At 40.7% G+C, this 24,494-nt stretch carries 21 protein-coding genes; 20 read left to right on the forward strand and 1 reads right to left on the reverse strand.

Features of this window, described 5'->3' with window-relative positions:
- Positions 1-10: 10 nt before the first annotated feature.
- The 18 genes from DXB43_RS01950 to DXB43_RS02035 all read left to right on the forward strand — a co-directional run bounded on the left by DXB43_RS01950 (position 11) and on the right by DXB43_RS02035 (position 19,936).
- The gene (locus tag DXB43_RS01950; RefSeq protein WP_158552104.1) at positions 11-919 is read left to right on the forward strand and encodes a glycosyltransferase family 2 protein; all 909 of its coding nucleotides are present in this window, start codon (positions 11-13) and stop codon (positions 917-919) included.
- A gap of 56 nt (positions 920-975) precedes the next feature.
- Positions 976-1,944, forward strand: coding sequence for a glycosyltransferase family 2 protein (locus tag DXB43_RS01955; protein WP_117946428.1), 969 nt, complete (start codon positions 976-978; stop codon positions 1,942-1,944).
- Positions 1,945-2,005: 61 nt separating this feature from the next.
- Entirely contained in the window at positions 2,006-2,419 is a 414-nt protein-coding gene (locus DXB43_RS01960) for a sugar 3,4-ketoisomerase (RefSeq protein WP_117946430.1), read from the forward strand.
- 12 nt (positions 2,420-2,431) lie between these two features.
- The gene (locus tag DXB43_RS01965) at positions 2,432-3,529 is read left to right on the forward strand and encodes a DegT/DnrJ/EryC1/StrS family aminotransferase (protein WP_117946432.1); all 1,098 of its coding nucleotides are present in this window, start codon (positions 2,432-2,434) and stop codon (positions 3,527-3,529) included.
- 13 nt (positions 3,530-3,542) lie between these two features.
- Positions 3,543-4,532 (forward strand): GNAT family N-acetyltransferase, encoded by a 990-nt coding sequence (locus tag DXB43_RS01970; protein ID WP_117946434.1) that lies wholly within the window; start codon positions 3,543-3,545, stop codon positions 4,530-4,532.
- A 15-nt stretch (positions 4,533-4,547) separates the two neighbouring features.
- Positions 4,548-5,555, forward strand: a complete 1,008-nt coding sequence (locus DXB43_RS01975) for a glycosyltransferase family 2 protein (protein ID WP_022244450.1) — start codon at positions 4,548-4,550, stop codon at positions 5,553-5,555.
- Positions 5,556-5,581: 26 nt separating this feature from the next.
- Positions 5,582-6,499 (forward strand): glycosyltransferase family 2 protein, encoded by a 918-nt coding sequence (locus DXB43_RS01980; protein ID WP_158561794.1) that lies wholly within the window; start codon positions 5,582-5,584, stop codon positions 6,497-6,499.
- A gap of 15 nt (positions 6,500-6,514) precedes the next feature.
- Positions 6,515-7,987 (forward strand): flippase, encoded by a 1,473-nt coding sequence (locus DXB43_RS01985; protein WP_147343657.1) that lies wholly within the window; start codon positions 6,515-6,517, stop codon positions 7,985-7,987.
- Between the two features lie 11 nt (positions 7,988-7,998).
- Positions 7,999-9,183: a nucleotide sugar dehydrogenase gene (locus tag DXB43_RS01990; protein ID WP_117946440.1), complete on the forward strand. Its 1,185-nt coding sequence runs from the start codon at positions 7,999-8,001 to the stop codon at positions 9,181-9,183.
- A 77-nt stretch (positions 9,184-9,260) separates the two neighbouring features.
- Positions 9,261-10,904 carry a glycosyltransferase family 2 protein gene (locus DXB43_RS01995; RefSeq protein WP_117946441.1) on the forward strand — a complete coding sequence of 548 codons (1,644 nt, stop codon included), beginning with the start codon at positions 9,261-9,263 and terminating at the stop codon, positions 10,902-10,904.
- An 81-nt stretch (positions 10,905-10,985) separates the two neighbouring features.
- The gene (locus DXB43_RS02000) at positions 10,986-11,183 is read left to right on the forward strand and encodes a hypothetical protein (protein WP_022244445.1); all 198 of its coding nucleotides are present in this window, start codon (positions 10,986-10,988) and stop codon (positions 11,181-11,183) included.
- Between the two features lie 120 nt (positions 11,184-11,303).
- Positions 11,304-12,710 (forward strand): sugar transferase, encoded by a 1,407-nt coding sequence (locus tag DXB43_RS02005; RefSeq protein WP_117946443.1) that lies wholly within the window; start codon positions 11,304-11,306, stop codon positions 12,708-12,710.
- Between the two features lie 3 nt (positions 12,711-12,713).
- The gene (locus DXB43_RS02010; protein WP_117946445.1) at positions 12,714-14,162 is read left to right on the forward strand and encodes a glycosyltransferase family 2 protein; all 1,449 of its coding nucleotides are present in this window, start codon (positions 12,714-12,716) and stop codon (positions 14,160-14,162) included.
- Between the two features lie 3 nt (positions 14,163-14,165).
- Positions 14,166-15,332: a beta 1-4 rhamnosyltransferase Cps2T gene (gene cps2T, locus DXB43_RS02015; protein ID WP_022244442.1), complete on the forward strand. Its 1,167-nt coding sequence runs from the start codon at positions 14,166-14,168 to the stop codon at positions 15,330-15,332.
- The gene (locus DXB43_RS02020) at positions 15,329-16,033 is read left to right on the forward strand and encodes a glycosyltransferase family 2 protein (protein WP_022244441.1); all 705 of its coding nucleotides are present in this window, start codon (positions 15,329-15,331) and stop codon (positions 16,031-16,033) included. Before cps2T ends, DXB43_RS02020 begins: the two co-directional genes overlap by 4 nt.
- Before the next feature lie 102 nt (positions 16,034-16,135).
- Complete coding sequence (locus tag DXB43_RS02025; RefSeq protein WP_117946448.1) at positions 16,136-17,284, forward strand: LCP family protein; 1,149 nt, start codon at positions 16,136-16,138, stop codon at positions 17,282-17,284.
- Positions 17,285-17,426: 142 nt separating this feature from the next.
- Entirely contained in the window at positions 17,427-18,488 is a 1,062-nt protein-coding gene (locus tag DXB43_RS02030) for an SGNH/GDSL hydrolase family protein (RefSeq protein ID WP_022244439.1), read from the forward strand.
- On the forward strand, positions 18,485-19,936 hold the full coding sequence (locus DXB43_RS02035) for an MBOAT family O-acyltransferase (RefSeq protein WP_117946450.1): 1,452 nt from the start codon (positions 18,485-18,487) through the stop codon (positions 19,934-19,936). Before DXB43_RS02030 ends, DXB43_RS02035 begins: the two co-directional genes overlap by 4 nt.
- Here DXB43_RS02035 and DXB43_RS02040 read toward each other — a convergent pair.
- Positions 19,917-20,891 carry a glycosyltransferase family 2 protein gene (locus DXB43_RS02040; protein WP_117697452.1) on the reverse strand — a complete coding sequence of 325 codons (975 nt, stop codon included), beginning with the start codon at positions 20,889-20,891 and terminating at the stop codon, positions 19,917-19,919. The genes DXB43_RS02035 and DXB43_RS02040 overlap by 20 nt on opposite strands.
- 193 nt (positions 20,892-21,084) lie before the next feature.
- Here DXB43_RS02040 and DXB43_RS02045 point away from each other — a divergent pair, with 193 nt between their 5' ends.
- On the forward strand, positions 21,085-22,404 hold the full coding sequence (locus DXB43_RS02045; RefSeq protein WP_117946452.1) for an ArnT family glycosyltransferase: 1,320 nt from the start codon (positions 21,085-21,087) through the stop codon (positions 22,402-22,404).
- A 135-nt stretch (positions 22,405-22,539) separates the two neighbouring features.
- Positions 22,540-24,366, forward strand: coding sequence for a glutamine--fructose-6-phosphate transaminase (isomerizing) (gene glmS / locus DXB43_RS02050; RefSeq protein ID WP_117697456.1), 1,827 nt, complete (start codon positions 22,540-22,542; stop codon positions 24,364-24,366).
- The last annotated feature ends 128 nt before the right edge of the window (positions 24,367-24,494 follow it).

Below are 24,494 nucleotides of genomic sequence, written 5' to 3' on the forward strand. Positions count from 1 at the left end.
AATGATTCATATGGATAAGAAAGTAAATGTATTATTATCGGCTTATAATGGAGAGAAGTATATTCGTGAACAGATAGAAAGTATATTGGAACAGTCTTATAAAAATATTGAAATATATGTAAGAGATGATGGTTCAAAAGATGGAACACTGACTATTTTAAAAGAGTATGAAGAACGAGGCCTAGTTCATCTTGAAGCAGGAAAAAATGTCGGCTTTGTGAAAAGTTTTGAGTGGCTGATTGCAAATGGCGGTGAAGCAGATTATTATGCCTTTAGTGATCAGGATGATTTTTGGTTTCCGGATAAGATAAAAATGGCATTGGAATTGCTGGATAAAAGCCCATCGGATGTTCCTGTTTTGTATTTCTCAAATTATGATTATTATGATGGCGGGTTAAATTTTGTGGCACATAGGGACTGTAAACATCCTAATATATCTTTTGCGAATTCAATGGTAGACTGTGTTTCATTGGGCTTTAACAGTGTATTTAACCGTAAAGCTAAGGACATGGTAACAGAACAGATGCCAAAATATTCTACCGGACACGACTGGTGGATGTATATGGTGTGTGTTGGCATGGGAAAGGTTATATATGATGAACGTGCAACCGTAAAATACCGTAGAACAGGGAGCAATGTTAGTAACAGCGGGGATAGCTTTTGGAAAGCACAAGTTTGGAGGTTTAAAAAGTTTTTCCTGAATCACTATTTTAAGTATATCAGACGTCAGATTCGTGAATATGCGGAATTATATAAAGATAAGCTGAGTGAAGAAGATAGAAAGACTCTTTATCTGTTTACACAAGAGGGATTTCATCCAATAGTAGCATTGAAAAAAGTATTTTATCCGCATAAATTGCGTCAGGGAATGATTGATGAAATCTTTGTCAGAGTACTGTTCCTCATCGGAAGGCTATAAGTTGCAAATTTTAAGAAAACATAGTAAACTGTATAAGTTAACAAGAAGGAGCAACGATGAAATTTACTGTTTTAATCGTAACCTATCATCCGGACTGGAAGAAATTATTAGTTACACTGGATTCTGTCATGGCACAGACCTTTAAGGATTATGAAATCGTAGTCTCAGATGATGGTTCAGAAGAAAACTGTTTTGATAAGATAGAAGCATATTTTGCGGCACACCAGTTTGCAAATTATACCCTTATTCATCATGAGAAGAATCAGGGAACAGTAAAGAACCTCATAGATGGTCTGGCAAAAGCAAAGGGTAAATATGTCCGGGATTTTGGACCGGGGGATGCATTCTATAATGAACATACCCTGCAGCAGGTGTATGACTTTATGGAAGAGAATCAGTATGAGTCCTGTTTTGGGCTGATGAGGGGCTATTGCCGCAGGGAAGATGGCGGTGTAGATTATGTGGAATTTCCGCATCCCTTTGATTTATCTCCATATAAGAACTGGAATGAGGATAAGATTGTAAAGAATCTGGTGCTGTATCGGGACAATGCTTCTGGTGCATGTACCTGTTATACCGTAGATTATTATATGACTTATCTTAAGAAGATAGAGGGAACGGTCATTTATGCAGAAGATATTTTTCAGATGATGGCAGGCTTAGATGGCAGACCGATGCATTTCTTCCCGGATTATCTGGTATGGTATGAAGCCGATACCGGAGTATCCACTAAGAAGAAAAGCAGCTTCTCGGAGCTTCTTGCACAGGATGTAGACCGTTTCTATGCCATGATTCAGGAGCAGTACAGCGATAATCCATATGTGAAGAAGCAGAAAAAGGTATTGGGATTATATAAAATCAGAAACCTTTATCTTCGTACTTTGTTACGGCTGTTCCGCAATCCGGATGCCATTCGTTATCTTATAAGCCATATGCTGCAGGTGCGAAAAGGCGCATACCAGCCGGCGCATAAGCAGAAGGGATTTTTGGATAATCCGGAATTCGGCAAAGAAAAAGCAGAGTAAGAGTAAGAAAAGAATTACAATAGAAAGTGAAGCACAGCAATGTGGAAGAAGGAGAATGTCCATGGAAGTGATTAAGTACAGATTTCAGCAGCATGGGGATGAACGCGGTCAGCTGGTAGCATTGGAAGAGATGCGTGATATTCCATTTGAAATTAAGCGTGTTTACTATATGTATGATACCGTAGATGGTGTACGAAGAGGCTATCATGCACACCGGTGTTTAGAACAGATTCTGATTCCGATTCATGGAACCTGTAAGATTCATCTGGATAACGGCAGTGAGACGGCAGAGGTCTTATTGGACAAGCCATATGAAGGCTTATATATTGCAAATAATATGTGGCGGGAAATGTATGATTTCTCCGAGGATGCAGTGCTGATGGTACTGGCATCAGAATATTATGATGAAAATGATTATATCAGGGATTACGATAAATTCCTTGCATTTGTAAAAGAGGAAAATAAGAATAAGTAAAGGAGAATTGCCATGAAAATACCATTTGTGTCATTTGAGAAAATGCATGATGAAATCAAGGACGAACTTACCGGAAAATTTCAGCAGGTTTTAGCGAAAAACTGGTTTATTCAGGGAGAAGAATTAGCAAAGTTTGAAGAAGAGTATGCCGCATATTGTGGCGTGAAATACTGTGTCGGTGTAGGCAACGGACTGGATGCACTGTTCCTTCCACTGAAAGCATATGGAATCGGGACAGGCGATGAAGTCATTGTTCCATCCAATACCTTTATTGCAACTGCACTGGCAGTTTCTTATACAGGTGCAACTCCGGTATTTGTAGAGCCGACTTTAGAGTCCTTTGACATTGACCCGGCAAGAATCGAAGAGAAGATTAGTGATAAGACCAAAGCAATTATGGCAGTACATCTTTATGGACAGCCGGCACCAATGGATGAAATCATGGAGATTGCAAAACGTCACAATCTGAAAGTAATCGAAGATTCTGCACAGGCACATGGCGCACTCTATAAGGGAAAACATGTGGGAAGTCTTGGAGACGGAGCCGGATTCAGCTTTTATCCGGGCAAGAACTTAGGTGCATTAGGAGATGCCGGAGCTTTTGTAACCAATGATAAAGAGCTGGCAGATAAAGTACGTGCCCTTGGCAACTATGGTTCTGATTATAAATATCATCATATCTATCAGGGAAATAACTCCAGACTGGATGAGATGCAGGCAGCTTTCTTAAGAATTAAATTAAAGAATTTAGACCGCTGGAATGCAAACCGTATTGAGACAGCAGAGAAATATCTTGCCGGAATTAAGAATCCGGAAATCGCTCTGCCAACTGTAATGCCGGATACGAAGCATGTATTCCACATCTTTGCAATCCGCTGTGCACGCAGGGATGAATTAGAGAAGTTCTTAAATGAAAAGGGAATTGGAACCAATAAACATTATCCGATTCCAATGCATCTGCAGGGCGCATATGAAAGCCTTGGCATCAAAAAGGGAGAGCTTCCACTGGCAGAAGAGATTTCTGCAACAGAGCTTAGCATTCCGATGTATTATGGAATGACAGAGGAAGAAACCGGATATGTCATTGATGCAATCAATGCATTCAAATAGAAGAGGAGAGACTATGTTTCGATTTGAAAAATATGAGGACAGTTTAGAGGAACAGTGGGATAAATTTATCACAGAAAAATCCATAAACGGAACCTTTTTACAGAGCCGCCGGTTCTTCAATTATCATCCGGCAGGCAGATTTAAAGATGTATCTTTGGTAGTATATAATGAGAAAAATAATATCGCAGCTCTGATTCCGGCATGTGAATTGGAGCAGGATGGGAAAAAGGTATTTTTCTCCCACAAAGGAACCACCTTTGGCGGTATCATTATCGACAAGAAGCATCACAATGCCAAACATGTAGTGGTATTAGTAGAAGAATTAAAGGATTATCTTAAGGAGCAGGGCTATAACGAGGCTTATCTTAAAATGACTTCCGATATTTTCTCAGAAGTAGAAAGTGATTTATTCCAGTATGCATTTCAGCATGCAGGCTATACGGAGCATAAGGAACTGAGCACTTATGTAAACTATGCTACCTATAAAGAGGCAATTCTATCTAACTTTGCACAGGGAAAACGTACCAATGTCCACAACTGTGAGAAGGAAGGTCTGGAATGCAGACCGCTGACGACAGATGATGAGATTAAAGAATTCTATGATATTCTCTGTGAGAACCTTTCCAAGTATGATACCAAACCGGTACATTCTTTAGCAGAGCTTTTAGATTTCAAGAATGACCGTTTCCCGAAGGAATGTGGATTCTTTGGCATCTTCAAAGAGGATGAAATGTTAGCTGGCTCCATGATGTTTTATTTCGATAAAGTAGGCTGTGCCCATACACAGTATCTTGCTGCAAGACAGGCGTTTAATAAATTAAGCCCGATGACCTTTATGTATTATTCCATGATTGTGGAAATGAAGAATCGTGGCTATAAACGGATTTCCTGGGGAACAGCAACCGAAGATTTAGGTAATTATCTGAATATGGGACTGATTACCAGCAAAGAAGACTTCGGAAGCTCCTATTGTAATAACCTGACCTACTCCATTACATTGTAGGCACTGGAGGATAGTATGAAAGTAAGCGTCCTTGTGACTTTTTATAATCAGGAAGATTATGTGGATGAGGCATTGCAGAGTGTTTTTGACCAGAAATGTGATTTTGATTTTGAGGTGCTGATTGGTGACGATGGTTCTACCGATGGCACCATGGCAAAATTACAGAAATGGAAGCAGAAATATCCGGATAGAATGGAAATCTATGTGATGGACCGGGAACCTGGTGTGAAATACAACAGCAGCCAGCGGGCATCAAGAAACCGTCTGAATCTTTTGCAGTATGTAAAGGGAGAGTATTTTGCTTATCTCGATGGGGATGATTTCTATATCGATGACCATAAACTGCAGAAGCAGGTAGAGATTATGGATCAGCCGGAAAATGCAAAATATGCAGTCTGTGCCCACAATGTCTATGCCTATGATGAGAAGACGAAAGAAAATACACCATTTTTAAACTGCAATCATACGATGAAATTAAAGGGAACAACCTACTGGGGACGTTTCTATTTCCATCCGGATTCTATTCTGATGCGAAGTGCCTATATCAAGGATATTCCGATGGATGTGGTAGCAGATTATTTTAATGATAATACCATTACGTTCTGTTTTATCAAGCATGGGGATGTATATTATATGCCGGATATTATGGCGAGCTATCGTCAGACAGGAGACGGCATCTGGACGGGAAATTCCCGGTTTATCAACTATCTTAGAAATTTGATGGACTATGACTTGGAGCAGAAGATTGCACCGGAATTTATCCGTTACAGTCTCGTACGTCACCGGGCAGATATGAGTTTCATGCATAAATGTAAGGAACAGCCAGCCGGAGAAAAGGTGGCTTTCTATGAGAAAAAGATAAAAAAAGACGGACTTACAGTATCCGAGGCGTGGTTAGAATATTGCAAGACCGGAAAGATGTCTGATAAAAAGGCATTAAAATTATACCGGAAGGCAATGCTTTGGTATTTTGTATGCCATGTAAAATGGCTGTTCATTGACAGTTTATTATTACACAATTAGGATATCTGGAATGGATGGAATCAAAGATGAGTGAGAAGAAAAAATTTGGCTTTGTGGTATTGCATTATTGCACTCTTGATATGACAAAGAAGTGTATTGCAGCAATTCAGGAGAAAATGGCACAGGCTGATTATGAAATTGTGGTAGTAGATAATGCGTCCGGCAACGGAACCGGTAAAGATTTAGCAGAGTGCTATAAAGACACAGAGCATGTAAGTGTTCTTTTGAGTAAGGAAAATCTCGGCTTTGCCAAAGGCAACAATCTAGGCTATGTATATGCAAGAGAAGAACTACACTGCGATTTTATCTGTGTAATGAACAATGATGTGATTTTATTGCAGGATAACTTTGCGCAGCTGGTGGAGGCAGCCTATGAAGCACATCAGTTTGCAGTAATGGGACCGCATATTGAATTAAAGGATGGCAGGGAAAATGCCATGTATTATGAAATTGCATCCATTGAGGGTTTGAAAAAAGAACGCCATGTATATGAGACGAGATTAAAACACATTACCTCTTCCATTTATCCGCTTTGGAATCTTTGGGACAGAGCAAAGCTGCTGCTTCGCATCTTCCTTGGAAAGATTCATGTCATGCCGGAATTAAAGAAACATGAAGACTGCACAGAAGGCTCCTTGGAATATCAGGATGAGCTGGTACTGCATGGCTGCTGTCTGATTTTCTCACCGATTTATCTTACAAAATATAAAGATGCATTCGTACCGGATACCTTTATGTTCCGGGAAGAGGAACTTTTATATTTAAGATGTAAAGAAGCGGGAATACCGATGGTATACTGTCCGGAGGTAAGAATTCTTCATCTTGAGGATATCTCTACGGATTATATTTATAAGACCGAGCGCAAAAAAGAAATCTTTAATCTGGAGAATCAGATTAAATCGCTTGGAATTCTCTTGGAACATTTAGAGGCAATGCAGAAGTAACAGCGAGGACATATTGTGAAAGAAGTAAAATCAATCAAATTTAACTTTATAATGAATCTGATTCGGGTTTTGATGACGATAGTATTCCCGCTGATTACCTATCCATATGCAACGCGGGTACTGAATTCTGCCGGAGTGGGACGGGCTGCCTATGTAGCATCCATTGTCAGCTATTTTCAGCTGGTAGCATCCTTTGGTGTTAATAATTATGCCATTACAGAGGGTGCAAAAATCCGTGACGATAAGGCAAAATTAAATAAATTTGCTTCGGAGATGTTTTTCATCAATCTGGTATTTACGGTGCTTGCTTATATCGGATTTGCAGGTGCGTTGTTCCTGCCGAAGTTTGATGGCTATGAAATGCTGCTGTTAATCAGCAGTTCTACGGTTCTATTTACCACCCTTGGTATGGAATGGCTCTATGAACTGTTGGAAGAGTATGAGTATATTACGATTCGTTCTGTCATTTTCCAGGTAGTAGCACTTGTAATGCTATTTGTGCTGGTACGGAATGAAGGTGATGTGGCATGGTATGTGGCATTGACTGCGGTATCTACTGTTGGCTCCGGTGTGCTGAATTTTATTCACAGCAGACATTACATCCATTTATTTGAAACAAGAGTCCATTGGGCTGATATCAAGGTTCATATGAAACCGATGGTATATATGTTTGGCGTTTCGATTGCATCTGTTATTTATCTCAATTCCGATATTACAATGTTGGGATGGATGAAGGGAGATAAGGATGCGGGAATCTATACAACGGCATCGAAGATGAATCAGGTTTTGTGTACGCTGATTAAATCTCTGAGTACGGTTATCATGCCCCGGATGGCATATTATCTTGAAAATGACCAGAAGGATAACTTTGACCGGCTGTTAAAACAGGCATTCCGTTTTATGATGATGTTAATTGTACCATGTATGGTGGGTATGCTTTTGATTTCGCCGGAAGTCATTCATCTGATATCCGGTAAGAATTACAGCGAGTTTTTCCCGAGTGTTACAACATCGAGAATTCTTGCCATCAATTTGTTCTTCTCGCCGATTAACGGCTTTATTGCATATCAGATATTTATGCCAAAGAAGAAAGAGAAGATTATTTTCTGGGCAACCTTGGGAGGCGCAATCAGTAACCTTATCATTAACTACCTGCTGATTCCGGTATTAAGCTACGATGGAGCAGCAATTGCTACCGTACTGGCAGAGGCAATGGTAATGTTAATCTGCATTATCTTAGGACATAAGATGATACCGTTTAAGGGAATGATGCAGGGTGTCTGGAAATATGTCATCGCATCCGTTCCGATGGTCATTGCATATGTGCTGTTTCAGAAGGTAACTTTCAACAGTTATTTGATTTATATGTTACTGATGATTATAATTGGAGTAGTAACCTATGGCATTATGCTTTTAATCTTAGGGGATGAACTGGTGCGTGAAGAAGTACGCATGATATTTGGAAAATTAAAACACAATGAAAAATAAGGAGGATACACATGAAAATTGCAGTAGCAGGAACCGGTTATGTGGGATTGTCAAATTCCATTTTATTAGCACAGAATAATGAGGTATGGGCAGTCGACATTGTTGAAGAGAAGGTCGATCTGATTAATCATAAGAAATCTCCAATCGTCGATAAGGAGATTGAAGAATATTTAGCAGAGAAACCATTGAATCTGCGGGCTACCACAGATGCAAAGGCAGCATATGAAGGAGCAGATTTTATTATCATTTCCACTCCGACCAACTATGATGAGAAGAAGAATTACTTTGATACATCATCCGTAGAAGCCGTAATCAAGCTGGTTATGGAATATGCACCGGATGCAATTATGGTTATCAAATCTACAGTTCCGGTTGGCTATACCGAAAAAGTAAGAGCGCAGTTTGGCAGCAAAAATATCATCTTCTCTCCGGAATTCTTAAGAGAAGGAAGAGCATTATATGATAACCTCTATCCATCCCGTATCGTAGTGGGATATCCGAAAGAGGATGAAAGCTTAAGGGCAAAGGCAGAAGAGTTCGCCGGCTTATTAAAACAGGGTGCTATCAAAGAGGATATTCCGGTATTATTAGCACACCTCACCGAGGCAGAAGCAATCAAATTATTTGCAAATACTTATCTTGCACTGCGTGTTTCCTATTTTAATGAGCTGGATACCTATGCAGAGGTAAGAGGATTAAATACCAGACAGATTATCGAAGGCGTAGGCTTAGACCCGCGAATCGGTAACTATTATAACAATCCGTCCTTCGGATATGGCGGATACTGCCTGCCAAAGGATACCAAGCAGTTACTGGCAAATTATGCGGATGTTCCAAATGATATTATCGGAGCAATCGTTGCAGCTAATACGACAAGAAAAGATTTCATTGCACAGCAGATTTTAGATAGAAATCCTTCTGTAGTAGGTATTTATCGTCTGACCATGAAGACCAATTCCGATAACTTCCGCCAGTCTTCTATTCAGGGCGTTATGAAACGTCTGAAAGCAAAGGGCATTGAAGTAGTGATTTATGAGCCAACCTTAAAGGACGACAGCTTCTATAATTCCAAAGTAATCCATGACTTAGACGAGTTCAAGAAGATGTCCGATGTTATTGTATCCAACCGTAACAGTGCAGACTTAGAGGATGTGCAGGACAAGGTATATACCAGAGATATTTATGACAGAGATTAATTTTAGAAAATAAAGCTGCCTGATTAGAACGACGAGATTAGCGCAGTGAGATTAGAGCAGTGAAAAAAGGAGACAAGATGAAACTGAGCCTTTATAACCTCAGAAAAGGTTTCCGATATTTAAAAAATTATGGTTTAAAGGAATTCTTTATCCGCCTGAAAGAAAAAGGAGAACCGGAGCAGATTTCCTATGCGGAATATGCAGCAGGCCATAAGGTGACAGAAGCACAACTTAAGATACAGACAAAAGAATCTGATAAGTGGTCCTATCGACCGCTTATCAGTTGTGTTTATATGGGAGAAAATAGAGAAGATGCGTTGGCTATGTTAGAACAGCAGAGTTATACCAACTGGAATCTAACCTGTATCAATAAGCTTTGTACCGGAAAAGAAATAGAACTTTCCGGGGAATATGCAGCGCTTATTGAGGCGGGTGACACCATAGAACCGGATGCTTTCTACGAGCTTGCCCATGCCATTGCTTTTCCAAAAGAGACAAAGCAGTCAGGAATTCACTGGGAAGAAATCGGAAAGCCGGATTTGATTTATACGGATGAAGATGTCAGATGTCCGGATGAATCAAAGACAACGGAGACAGCAGAGCCTCTTTTAAAGCCGGACTTCAGCCCGGATTATCTGGAAAACTACTGTTATATCAGACATTTATGCTGCATCAGAAAAACGGTATTCCTGCAGGCGTTGAAAGAAAATGACGGAAATCCTGCAACAGAAGAACTGATCTGCCGGGCGGCAAAGCAGTCCGATAGTATCATCCATATTCCCAAAGTGCTTTATCATACAAAGGCAGAGCATGCACCGAGAGTAGAGCATGCATCTATGGCAGCAGGCAGTCACGAAAAGAAGCAGCCACTGGTATCCATTCTGATACCGAATAAAGACGAAAAAGCTTCTTTGGAAAAATGCATCACATCCATTCGGCAGGGCAGCTACCGGAATTATGAGATTATCATTATAGAAAATAACAGTAAAAGCGAAGAAATCTTTGATTATTATAAAGAGCTGCAGATGCAGTATCCGGATATCCGTGTGGTAGAATGGAAACCTGAAATACCGGGTACTTTTAATTATTCAGCCATTAATAACTATGGAGCATCCTATGCAAAGGGTGAATATCTTTTGTTCTTAAACAATGATATTGAGATTATAACAAAGGATTACATGGAACGGATGCTTACCCTGTGCGGAAAAGAAAATACCGGAGCAGTGGGAGCAAAGCTTTATTACCCGGATGATACGATACAGCATGCCGGAATTGTCATAGGCATCGGTGGACATGCCAGAGGAATTGCAGCCAATATGTGTGTAGGACAGGTACGCAGCGATAGTGGGTATATGTATAGGGCCAGCCTGCGGCAGAATTTAAGTGCAGCAACAGCAGCATTTCTTATGGTGCCGGCGAAGGTGTTTCGTGAGGTGGACGGATTCTGCGAAGCTTTATCAGTAGCATTTAATGATGTGGATTTGTGTCTTAAAATCCGGAAGAAGGGTTATCTTATTATATATGAACCATCCGTAGAAGCGTACCATTATGAATCAAAGTCCAGAGGACAGGAGGATACAGAGGAGAAAGTACGCCGTTTTCAGGAAGAGATTGAATATATGAGAACCCGCTGGATTGATATTTTAAAGCAGGGAGATCCCTATTATCATCCCGGACTGACCCGTTACCGGACAGATTATTCCCTGGGACAAAAGCACTAAGGCATTGCAGAATTTGTAAGAAAGTGGTAACTTTGTAACTGAGTATAGAGAAAAACAAGTAACAGGGAGGTAGAGTTACACATGATGAAAGTTTATATTTGTCCGAAATGTGGCTGGATACGGACGGTTTCAAGAAGAAATGAAGTGGAATGTTTTAAATGTGGAAATGAAAAGATGGTTCTGGCAAAGATTCCTTATGAGAAATATGGGAAGATGAGTGAGAAAGAACGGAAAGACTATTCGGAAAGCTGGCTGTATATTCACAGAAACAGCATTTGACAGAAGAAGAACATACTTTTTTCACAGAAAATTAAGAAAGAATTCGGTTGTACCTGACAGGGTAGGACTGGTATAATATTCCTAAAAAGATGGCTTGTATTGCATAAGAGGGAATAGATTATGTATAAAAAAGAACGAAAAAGCTGGATGAAGCATCTTGACTTTACGATTCTGGATATTATCTGTCTGGAACTTGCATATGCCTTATCCTATTTTATGCGTTTTGGAAGAAAAAATGAGTTTTTAAATGAGGAATATCAGCGATTAGCGGTAGTCCTTATTTTGATTGATATCTGCGTGGTATTTTTCGGCGAATCCTATAAGAGCATTCTGCGGAGAAAGAATACGCAGGAATTTAAGCATGTTGTTGTTCATGCAACAATCATTGTTGCCGGAATGATGGTATATGGATACTGGACCAGACAGTCTGACTTTTCCAGACAGATTTTCCTGATGTTCTGGGGACTGTCTATGATTTTTGAATTTGTCGGCCGTTCCGGGCTTAAGAATTTTATTAAGAAAAAGATGATGAATGACAGAAATCTGTCTGCCATGATAGTGGTAACGACAGATGAACTGGTGGAAAGCTGTCTTAAGGAATTTGAAAATCTGCCATATCGGGAATTTGCCGTGCACGGAGTTGTTGTAGTGGATGCAATGCGTAAGGGAGAAATTATCCGGGGCATTCCGGTGGTAGCAAATGCAGATGATTTCTTTGAATATGTAAAAAATAATGTGGTAGATGAAGTATTTATCAATGGCAATACTATAGCCAGCAGCCAGGCACTGGCAGATGATCTACTGGAAATGGGCGTTACGGTACATTTTAATCTGGTACATGCTTCCAAGCTGATGCCGAATAAAGTAATCGAGCAGTGTGGAAATTATATGGTTTTAACTTCCAGTATGTGTATTGCAACACCACGTCAGTTGTTTTTTAAACGTCTGATGGACATTGTAGGTGGTTTTGTGGGATTGGTGATTGCCGGTATTGCTACCATTATTTTTGCACCGATTATTAAGAAGCAGTCACCGGGACCGATTTTCTTTTCCCAGATTCGTGTGGGAAAAAATGGCAGGAAATTCCGCTTTTATAAATTCCGTTCCATGAATGTAAATGCAGAAGAACAGAAAAAAGAGCTGATGGGGCAGAATGAGATGTCAGGGCTGATGTTTAAGATGGAAGATGATCCGAGAGTATTTCCGGTTGGCAGGTTCATGCGGAAGTTTTCCATTGATGAACTGCCACAGTTCTGGAATATTTTAAAAGGGGATATGAGTCTGGTAGGCACAAGACCGCCGACGGAGGAAGAATTTGCCGGATATGAGGCAAGGCACCGGGCAAGACTCGGAATTAAGCCGGGACTTACCGGAATGTGGCAGGTCAGTGGAAGAAGCAACATTACGGATTTTGAAGAAGTGGTACAGCTGGATACCTACTATATTACAAACTGGTCACTGGCATTGGATATTAAAATCTTGTTTAAGACCATTCAGGTTGTTATAACAGGAAAAGGATCGAAGTAAGCAATGGGATTAACGAAAAAGGCTGCATATGCAGTTGGAATGATACGCAAGCATGGACTCCGGGGACTGGCGATTAAAGTAATGGAAACAAAATATGAGCCCATAGACCATGAATATACGAAAAACTGGCAGAATTATATGGTGACAAAAGAAGAATGGAAGGTGCAGTGGAATACGTTGTTTGAACATATGCCGCTGGTTTCTGTTGTAGTACCATTATATGAGACACCGGAATGCTTCTTACGGGAACTGATAGAGGGCATGCTGGGACAGTCCTATGAAAACTGGGAACTGTGTCTTGCAGATGGAAGCCCTACCGATAAAATCGAACGTTTTCTTGCAGAAAATTATAAAGAGGATGCAAGAATACGTTACCGCAGACTGTTGGAAAATGGTGGGATTTCAGAGAATACCAATGAGGCAGTTGCGATGGCAATGGGTGAATATATCGGATTATTGGACCATGATGATGTGCTGGCTGCCAATGCCCTTTATGAAGTGGTGCGGATGTTAAATGCCCATCCGGATGCACAGGTGATTTATTCCGATGAAGATAAAATTGATGCAGAATCCGGGATACACAGCCGGCCACATTTTAAGACGGATTATAATCCGGAATTGCTGATGCATTATAATTATATCTGCCATTTCCTGGTGGTAAAGAAGACCATGTTAGAGAAAGTGGGGGATTTCAATCCCTGCTATGATGGTGCCCAGGACTATGAACTGGTGCTCCGCCTGACGGAGCAGACGGATGCCATTTATCATATTCGAAAGATTCTTTATCATTGGAGAATACACAGTGGTTCCACGGCAGGCAGTTCCCTGTCCAAGGATTATGCCTATGATGCGGGAAAGCGGGCATTGGAAGCTTACGTGCAGAGGCGGAAAATTCCGGCAGAGATTAAAGAAGCCCAGGGGCATAATTCTTATGAAGTGATTTATGAACAGGAAGTTCCGGAGCCGGAGCTTATTAATCTTGCGGAAATAAAGGAAAAAGATGCTTTAAATGAACTGGTAGAAAACAGCACAAGGGAATATCTTTTCATTTATGACAGCCGTCGCACCAGATTGCTTGGGGAGAGAGAACGAAAAGAACTGGCACAATATGCCTGCTTAAATAAAGTGGGACTGACAGGTGTCCGATTTAAAAAGCACCGGAAGTTAGTTTCGGCAGGCATTGGCGTATTACCGGATGGAAAGATGGGATATCTTTTTGAAAAACTTCCGGTCTGCTTCAAGGGATATTTCAACCGGGCAGTGCTTCCGCAGAATGTCAGCGCCGTTCCGCTGGAACAGTGTATCATAAAGAAAGAAGCATATCTTAAGGCTGGCGGAATTGATCTGGATAAAGAACCGTTAGAGAGAGCAATAGATTTTGCCGGACGTCTGCAAAAAGCGGGATATCAGATTATGCTGGATGCAAAACTTACAGCAGTTTATAAGGGATAGAAAATGAAACATGTATTTATTATAGGCAGTAAAGGAATTCCGGCGGCTTACGGCGGGTTCGAGACATTTGTAGAGAATCTGACCGGACAGGCAGTCAGTGAAGACATTCAGTACCATGTGGCGTGCATGTCTGATCATAATGAAGAATTTACTTATCATAATGCGAAATGCTTCCGGGTGAAGGTGCCGGATATCGGACCCGCGAGAGCCGTGTATTATGATTTGGCAGCATTTCGTTACTGCATTCAGAAAATTAAAAAAGAAAAGATAGAGGATGCCGTTGTCTATGTGCTGGCATGCAGAATCGGACCATTTGTGGGGCACTTTAAAAGGCAGCTGCACCGGTTGTCTGGTACACTTTATGTAAACCCGGATGGACATGAATTTATGCGGGCAAAATGGAATAAATGGATTCGTAAATACTGGAAATATTCGGAAAAGGGAATGGTAAAGCACGCAGATTTATTAGTCTGTGATTCAAAGAATATTGAACAGTATATCAGGGATGAATATCATAAATATCAGCCGAAGACCACATTTATCGCATATGGAACACTATCTTATAAAGCAGGTGAACCAACAGAGGATTTGCTGGCATGGTATCAGAAGTTTGATATCAGAAAAGAAAATTATTATCTTATTGTCGGAAGATTTGTCCCGGAAAATAATTACGAGACAATGATTCGGGAATTTATGGCATCTGATTCCACAAAAGATCTTGTAATCATCACAAATGTGGAAGAAAATGCTTTTTATGAAAGTTTAAAAGAGAAAACCGGCTTTTTAAATGATAAGCGGATTAAATTTGCAGGAACCGTGTATGATGCTGCATTGCTGGCAGAAATCCGCTACTTTGCTTATGGATATTTCCATGGACATGAGGTGGGAGGAACCAATCCATCCCTTCTTGAGGCACTCAGTACCACAAAACTGAACCTGCTTTTAGATGTGGGCTTTAATAAAGAAGTGGGGGAAGATGCCGCACTGTACTGGAATAAGAAAAACGGAAATCTTGCCACACTGATTCAGAAGGCGGATACTATGGATGAAGCAGAGAGGGAAGAGCTTGGCCGGAAAGCGAAGGACAGAATGAAGAAATGGTATAGCTGGGAAGCAATTGTACAGCAGTATGAAACACTGTTTCTTACAGGAGAGGAAGAGAGAGAATGATATCGGTCTTAGTAGTAACCTATAACGGAGAAACCTATATCAGAGAACAGATAGACAGCATACTTAAAAATATCGGACTGGGTGATGAACTGGTGGTATCGGATGATGGTTCACTGGATACTACGAGGGAAATCCTTAAGTCCTATCAGGAACAGGATGCAAGAATCCGTGTTATGGAAGGACCGGGTGAAGGCGTTATTGCCAATGTGGAAGCAGGACTTAGGGCGTGCCGGGGCGATTATATTTTTCTTGCAGACCAGGATGATGTCTGGATGCCGGATAAAGTAGAGAAAGTCATGGAAGTATTCCGGAGGAAGAAAGCCATGGTTGTGGTTCATGATGCCAGAGTGACAGATGCTGCATGCAAAGAGACACTGATGCCGTCCTTTTTTGTTTACCGCCACAGTGGAAGAGGTGCGATTAAAAATATTATTAAGAATACCTATATGGGCTGTTGCATGGCATTTCGGAAAGAGGTATTGGATGCAGTACTTCCGATTCCGAAGGATGTTACCATGCATGATCAGTGGATTGGTGTGAAATGTGATTTGAAATATCACCGCACGGTATTTTTAAAGGAACCATTGATTCTTTACCGGAGGCATGAAAAGAATGTATCCGATTTTTCCCATAACAGCGTGGGTGTAATGATTAAGAATCGCTTAATTTTTCTAAAACGGATATTAAGCTATCATGGATAATATTGACACAAAAAGTGTTTTGTTATATATTAGTTTCAATTGTTTTGAAAAAATGAATAGAAACTGTTTAACATCAGGAAAATAAGATAATGGAGATGACTTATGAGTACAAGTAGTAATAATAGAAACCGTAAAAGAAAGAAAATGACCAGACGTCAGAGAAGAAAGAGAAAATTGATTCTTTTTATAGTGGAAGTACTGGTTATCTTAATTCTTCTGGCAGCATTATTTGTAATTATTAAATTAAATAAACTCAATAATACCGGTGATTTGGATGAAGATAAGCTGAATATTAATATTGATGCCAAAACCCAGGAATTGTTAGATGGTTATACGAACATTGCATTATTTGGTATTGATAACCGCAGTACCGGCAAATATGAGTCCGGAAACAGTGACTGTATCATGATTGCAAGTATTAATAATGATACGAAGGAAGTAAGACTGATATCGGTTTACCGTGATTCTTTCCTGGCAGTAGATGATGATGACAATTTAAGAAAACTCAATGCAGCATATGCAAAAGGCGGTCCGACCGGTGCAGTTGCAGCATTGAATAAGAATCTTGATCTGGATATTAAAGAGTATGTAGCTGTGGACTTTAATGCAGTTATGGAAGTGGTAGATGCACTGGGTGGAATTGAACTTGATATTAGTTCCAAAGAAGCAGAAACCATGAAAATATATATCAATGAGATGAATGAGGTAATGGGAACCAATGGAACAGCAGTTTCCGGACCTGGACTTCAGACAGTGAACGGAATCCAGGCATTGGCTTATTGCCGTGACCGTTACAGCGGTGGTGATGACTACGGCCGTACCGAGCGTCAGAGAACCGTTATCAGTAAAATAGTCGAGAAGGCAAAAGCAGCCAGTCTTCCTACATTAAATAAGGTGATTGATAAATTATTCCCGGATATTTCCACAAGTCTTAGCAGTTCTGAAATATTGGGACTGGCAGCAGGCATCAAAGACTACGAACTGGCAGATACACAGGGCTGGCCATTCCAGCTTACCACAGAGCGTATGGGAGGAAAGCTTGGCGATGTAGTAGTTCCTACAGATCTGGAAACCAATGTGAATTTACTGCATCAGTATTTATTTGATGTAGAAGATTATGAGACAACACAGACCGTAAAGAATATCAGTAAATCCGTAATCAATGAGTCTGGAAAGACTGCTTCGGATACAGTAAGAGATACAAATCCGTTTACGGCAGAGGACACAGAGGCGGATACCCAGACACAGTAAAGAAAGATAAATAAAAATATTCATAGGAAAAGCTGTCTGGAATAGGACAGCTTTTCTTTCGCAGGAAATAAGGAAGAGACGAAAAAGAGACGGAAAACGAATTCAGAAAAGTTGTTTCTTATATCATGACAGGAGGTTCTCCATGGCGGGAAGAACATCGGAAAAAGGGAATACAACAGGAAAAACAATATTCTGCTTTATCGGAAAGGTAATAGGAGCTGGAATTACAGCATTTGCAATTCTGGCGCTTTTTTGCGTATTTTATTACAACCCTCCGGTACATGAACCATGTGGAAATGGAGTGACCAGCTATGTAAGACAGGCAGATACGTTCTGGGCTAGAGGAACGGAAGGTTTTGCCATGGGAACTACCGATGACAGTGGTTATAACAACAGTTATCCGGCGGATGGAAGAAAGACTGCTATTTTAATGATGGGTTCTTCCCAGACGGAAGGACTGTATGTCAACGAGGATGATTGTGTATCTTATTTGCTAAATGAGAAATACGCCGAAGATGGAAGCAACCGGTATGTATACAACGTGGGAATGTCAGCCCATACCATTTACCGTAATATCAGTAATTTGGAAAATGCCCTTAAGGTTTATCGGCCTGCTGAATATGTTGCGTTAGAGACCGGAACACTGGCAATGAATCCGGTAGAAGCTGCGCAGGCATTGAACCATGAAATGCCTGAGCTGACAGCGGGAAGCGGAATACCGGCACTGGAAGTATTAGAAAAGAATCCTTATATCAAACTGCTGTATCAGCAGTATAAAAATCTGCAGAGCCAGAACAATGGCGAAGCAGATGTAACGATTACGGAAAATGCCGGATATGATGTATTTGGTGATGACACCTATGCGGCCACGGAGGAACTGCTTGCCTATATCAGCAGGACAGCGGAAGAAGCAGATGTTCAGGCGGTGATTTATTATATTCCGGATATGACATTGACAGAGGATGGTAGTTATGAATGCTCTGCAAGTGTGGACACCAGAGATACTTTTGCAGAATTATGTGAAAAATATAATATTATTTTTGCGGACATGACAGATTCCGTAGAGGAAGCCTATGCGAAAGAGCATATCGTAGCCAGTGGATTTGATAATACAACAGTTGGCTATGGGCATCTTAATGCATATGGACATGAGCTTCTGGCACAGTGCATTTATGATGCAATCGGAGAGGAGGAGCAGAGATGAGTTTTGCAAGTGTAAGCTTTTTACTGTTTTTTCTTGTAGTGCTTCTTCTTTTACTTCTTGTACAGAGGGTGCTGCCTTTTGCGGAAATAAAGCGCCGCATCATATGCCAGGGAATCCTTCTGATAGCCAGTTATGTTTTTTATGGCTGGTGGAATATGCGGCTTTGCCTGCTTTTAATGGGAATTACATGGATTTCCTTTTTTACCGCGGTAAAAAAAGATGAAAAGCATCTGCGGCAGAGCCGGATTTCTCTTCTGATTGGAGTAGGCACGCCTTTGGCGGTCCTTGGAATTTTTAAATATTATGATTTCTTTGTGACTTCCTTTTGTGATGTGTTTCATCTGATACCGGGAGTACTGAATCTGATTCTTCCGGTAGGAATTTCCTTTTATACCTTTCAGGCATTGAGCTATACCATTGATGTCTATACCGGGAAGATAGAAAAAGAAAAAAGCTTTTTGCAGTTTGCGTTGTACTTAAGTTTTTTTCCACAGCTTGTAGCGGGACCGATTGTAAAAGCATCGGAGTTTCTGCCACAGCTTAAGGAGAACCGGAAGGTTACACTTGCGGGACTGGAAAGTGGAATACAGATATTTGTATTTGGTATGTTTAAAAAAGTGGTACTGGCGGACAATATTTCTGTATTTGTGGATGAAGTATATCGCAGTCCGCAGATATTTGGTTCCGGAACGGTTGCACTGGCAGTAGCAGCCTATGCCATTCAGATTTATATGGATTTTTCCGGTTATTCGGATATGGCAATCGGCTGTGCAAAATGTATGGGCTATGAATTACCGGTGAACTTTAACCTTCCATATATATCCCATAATGTCAGTGAGTTCTGGAAACGGTGGCATATCAGCCTTTCAAGCTGGCTGATGCAGTATCTTTATATTCCGCTGGGTGGTAACCGCAAGGGACGTATTCGTACTTATGTAAATCTGATGATAACGATGCTTTTAGGGGGACTCTGGCACGGTGCAGAATGGAGCTTTGTATTGTGGGGTGGTCTCCATGGACTGGCTCTTTGTATCCATAAGGGCTTCCGGAAACTGGCTGGGTATCAGAAAGGGCAGGAGAGAAAGAAAAATGTTCTGGTGGATACCTTATCCATCCTCGGAACGGACATTTTTGTCTGCATCTGCTGGATATTCTTCCGGGCAGAAAATGTGCCGAAGGCATGGCTGGTATTAAAACAGTTATTTGGCTTCCAGGCGGGCATTACACATCCGTACAGCTTTGCCATTGCAGCAATTATTATTCTTTGCATTGCAACAGTGGCTGCATATCTTAGGGCAGCAAAGAAAAAAGAAAAGACCGTCAATGGTTTTTATCCGGTTATGGATTTAAATCATTTCTGGTCTCTTGTGATTTTCTTTGTTGAGATAGGCCTTATCCTTGGTCTGGCTTATGTGAAGGGCAGTCCGTTTATTTATTTTCAGTTTTAGGTAAGGCAGTTTGTGTGTCTGCCATGGAGGTCTTTGGTGTCATCGGTTCATCAATAATGAATGGTGGACGGTTTCTGGTGGCATCATAAATACGCCAGATGTAGGAACCAATAATACCGATGGAAAGCATAATAATTCCCATACCCATTAAAAGTACGATTAATAATGAGGTATAGCCTTCTGCAGTTATAATTCCGGTCATTTTCCGGTAAATTGTAATAAAGAACAGAATGAGTGCAAAGAGAAATACTCCGGCACCGGCTGCAGTGACCATGGTAATCGGAAAGCTGGAGAATCCTATCAGGGAATCCGTGGCAAGTTTTATTTTTTTGTGAAGAGTCCATCGGGAATGTCCGATGGTTCTTTTTTTCCGGATATAAGGAACAGTTGCAGTCTGAAAGCCACTCCACAGGACCTGTCCCATAAGAGAGGTATTTTTTTCCTTCATTGCGACCAGCAGGTCAATGATTTGGCGGTCAATCAGAAAACTGTCAAATCCACCTTTGGGCATGGTGGGAAGTGCAACCTCCTTCATAATATAGGCATAAAGGGAAGAAACAGCTTTCTGTGTAAGAGGTTCCTCACGGTCAGCACGGGTAGCAAGTACTACCTTATTACCATCCCTGTATTTTTCTAACATACTTAAGATTAATTCGGATGGTTCCTGTAAGTCTGCAGCTTTGCGGACAGCACAATCGCCACTGCAGCGGGAGAGTCCTGCAAGAATGGCAGCATGTTCACCAAAATTACGGGATAATTTTAATGGGATAATATGTGTATCCAGGCGGGCAAGCTCGCAGATGACATCATAGGATTTATCTTTGGAACCATCATCAACCATGAGAATTTCATAGTCACAATCTAGTTTACATAAAACCTTTTCCCGCAGATCATTGTAAAGTGGAAGAAGGTTATCATGGTTAAAATACACTGGTATTACAATGGATAGTTTCATAACATTGGCTCCTTTCATAAACTATTACTTCTTGATTCTTTATTATGATAACGTATGTTTTTGTAAAATCAATAGGGTAAAGAAAGTCTTAAGAAAATAGTAAGAGAACTCTTAGTTGTCTGGATAAGTTTTCAGGAGTATAATACCAACGATTCATCATGAAGAAGAAATTAATAATGAAAAGGAAATGAGAATGGAAAAGACAAATCAGACTCTGAAAAGAGGGTATTTAATATGTTTATTTCTGGCATTGACAATTTGGAGTATGGCAACTACTTCCGGAAGCGGGCCGGATGAAGCAATGAAATATGATATCTGTAATTATATAGCGTCCCATGGAAAGCTTCCTGATGGAACGGACCCGGCGCTAAGAAATCCAATCTGGGGAATATCATATGGATTTACTCCGATTCTGTCATATATGATAAGCGGAGTTTTTTTGAAAATAGCTTTTTTATTTACCACAAATGCGTATTGGCTGTATGTGGCAGTCAGATTCACCAGTGTACTTTCCATAACCGGAATGGCATATTTGATGTTTCAGATAGGAGAGTACTTATTTCAAACCAATAGAAGCAGATTTTTGTTCGTAATGTCTGGAACCCTGCTGCCCCAGGTAATGTATCTTGGAAGTTATCTGAATAATGATTCCTTTGCATTATTTACAATTGCATGGATTATTTATGCCTGGCTTAGGGGCAGGGACAGACACTGGGACTGGAAAAGCTGTATCCTATTAGGAACTGGAATAGGGTTATGTGCATTATCTTATTATAATGCCTACGGTTATCTTTTGATGAGTATACCGTTTTTCTTTATTTCCTACTGGAAGGAAAGGCAAATAGAAGGTGAAGGAAAAAGAACTGACATGCATCGGATGTTCAGGATGGCAGCAGTAATTGCTATTGTAGCAATACTTTTAGCTGGCTGGTGGTTTATCCGGAGTGCAATATTATATGATGGTGATTTCCTTGGACTTCGAACAACGGATAAATATGGGGAAATGTATGCACAGCCGGGATTCCGTCCGTCAGAACGGCCGACGCCATATCATCAGGGTTGGTCATGGTACCAGATGTTATTTACTTCCGGCTGGCTGAGAACATCACTGATCAGCTTTATTGGAATATTAAGGACCTGCGACTGGAGTCTGATGGGCAGGGGCTATCTGGGGATTGGAATACTTTTTCTTGCTGGAATCATTGGCTATCTGGCAGGCGGGTGGAAAAGAAAAATATTTTCGTCAGACAGACTGCTGCATATCACATTTCTGATATGCATGGTAATTCCATGCGGATTGAGTATTTATTATTCTTTTTATAGTGACTATCAGCCACAGGGGCGGTATCTGATGCCGATGCTGATTCCGTTTCTTTATTTTGTCACGACAGGACTGACTTTGGTACTTGAAAAGATACCACAAAAAGTAAATCGTATGTTATACGGTGGAATTTATATGTTTTTCATATTGATATCTGCAGCAAGTTTTTATTATGTTCATGCGCTGATATAGATTTCAAAAAAGGACTGGATAATCCTTGGTTTATCTTATATAATGTCAAAAGGACTATAAAGACAGTTCTATAAAAGACAGGATGAAACAACAGCAATTGGAATAGAATGTAAAAGAAAAGCAGGAGGAAGAATTATGTGCGGAATTGTTGGATATATAGGGAAGAAACAGGCTGCACCAATTTTGTTGGATGGACTTTCAAAACTGGAGTATCGTGGTTATGATTCGGCAGGTATGGCAATCTTTGATGGGAAGAAGATTAACATGGCTAAGGCGACCGGAAGATTAAAGGTATTATCTGAGCTGACCCATGAGGGTGCTACCTTGCCGGGAACGGTTGGAATCGGTCACACACGCTGGGCAACCCATGGTGCACCGAGTGATATCAATGCGCATCCACATTTCAATGAAGCCGGTACGATTGCTGTGGTACACAATGGTATCATTGAAAACTATATGAAATTAAAGAAAAAGTTATCAGAAAAAGGCTATAAGTTTCGGTCAGACACGGACACTGAGGTTGTGGCCCAGCTGCTGGATTATTACTATACCGGGAATCCATTGGAAACCATTACCAAGGTCATGCATCGTGTGGAAGGTTCTTATGCACTGGGAATTATCTTTGCAGAGAATCCTGATGTTATCTATGCAGTCCGTAAGGACAGTCCTCTGATTGTAGGAAGAGGTGAGGGGGAGAATCTGATTGCATCCGATGTCCCGGCAATTTTAAAATATACCAGAGATGTATATTTTATTGAAAATGAAGAAATTGCCCGCCTCTCCGAGGAAAAAATAGAATTCTTTAATGTAGACGGGGAATCTATCGAAAAAGAATGCAAACATATCGAGTGGGATATTCATGCAGCAGAAAAAGGCGGCTATGAGCATTTCATGTTAAAAGAAATGAATGAACAGCCAAAGACCATAAGAGATACCATCAGTCCACGTATCAAGGATGGCAGAATTGTCATCGATGAGCTTGGAATGAGTGACGAAGAAATCAGAAATATCAGCAGAATTCACATTGTTGCCTGCGGTTCTGCTTATCATACCGGATTTACCAGTAAGTATATTTTCGAAGGAATGGCAAGAATTCCGGTAGATGTAGATGTGGCATCCGAGTTCCGCTACCGGAATCCGATTTTAGAGGATGGAGCCCTTGTCATTATTATCAGCCAGTCCGGAGAGACAGCAGATTCCCTGGCGGCACTCCGTATGGCAAAAGAGCGTGGTGTTAAGACCCTTGGTATTGTAAACGTAGTTGGAAGCTCCATTGCAAGAGAGGCAGATAAAGTAATGTATACCTGGGCTGGACCGGAAATTGCAGTTGCAACTACAAAGGCATACAGTGCACAGCTTGTGGCACAATATCTTCTGGCAATTAAATTTGCACAGGTTCGTGGTAAAGTTACGGAAGCAGAAGTAGGAGAAATGCTTCGTGACCTTAAGAAGCTGCCGGATCAGGTAGAAATGTTACTGAGCCATAAAGAGAAGATCCAGAAATTTGCCAACCGTTTCATTGCAGCTAAGGATATTTTCTTTATCGGAAGAGGAATTGATTATGCGATTTCCATGGAAGGCTCTTTAAAATTAAAAGAGATTTCCTATATTCATTCTGAGGCATATGCAGCAGGTGAGTTAAAGCATGGAACCATTTCCCTGATTGAAGATGGTACACCGGTCGTTGCAGTGGCAACACAGGATGCACTGCTGAAAAAGACCATCAGCAATATTGTAGAAGTGAAGACCAGAGGCGCATTTGTCATGGCAGTCACCAATGAAGGCAATACAGAGATTGAAAAGACAGCAGATTATGTCATTTATATTCCACAGACCAATGCATATTTTGCCAATTCACTGGCAATTATTCCATTACAGCTGTTCAGCTACTATGTAGCAGTTGGAAAGGGCTGTGATGTGGATAAACCAAGAAATCTTGCTAAATCTGTTACGGTTGAGTAATTTATAGAGCAATTGGAAAAGAAGATGCGGTTTTACTTAGAATTCTATTTCTATGAAAGGACATTTTATTTTGTGCACACTAAAATGCCAGCCGTTCTAAAATTTCGTTTTGCTTGCTTGTAAACTGT

Origin of the sequence: Roseburia sp. OM04-10BH, from assembly GCF_003462605.1 — a bacterium.
Classification (GTDB): Bacteria; Bacillota; Clostridia; order Lachnospirales; family Lachnospiraceae; genus Roseburia_C; species Roseburia_C amylophila.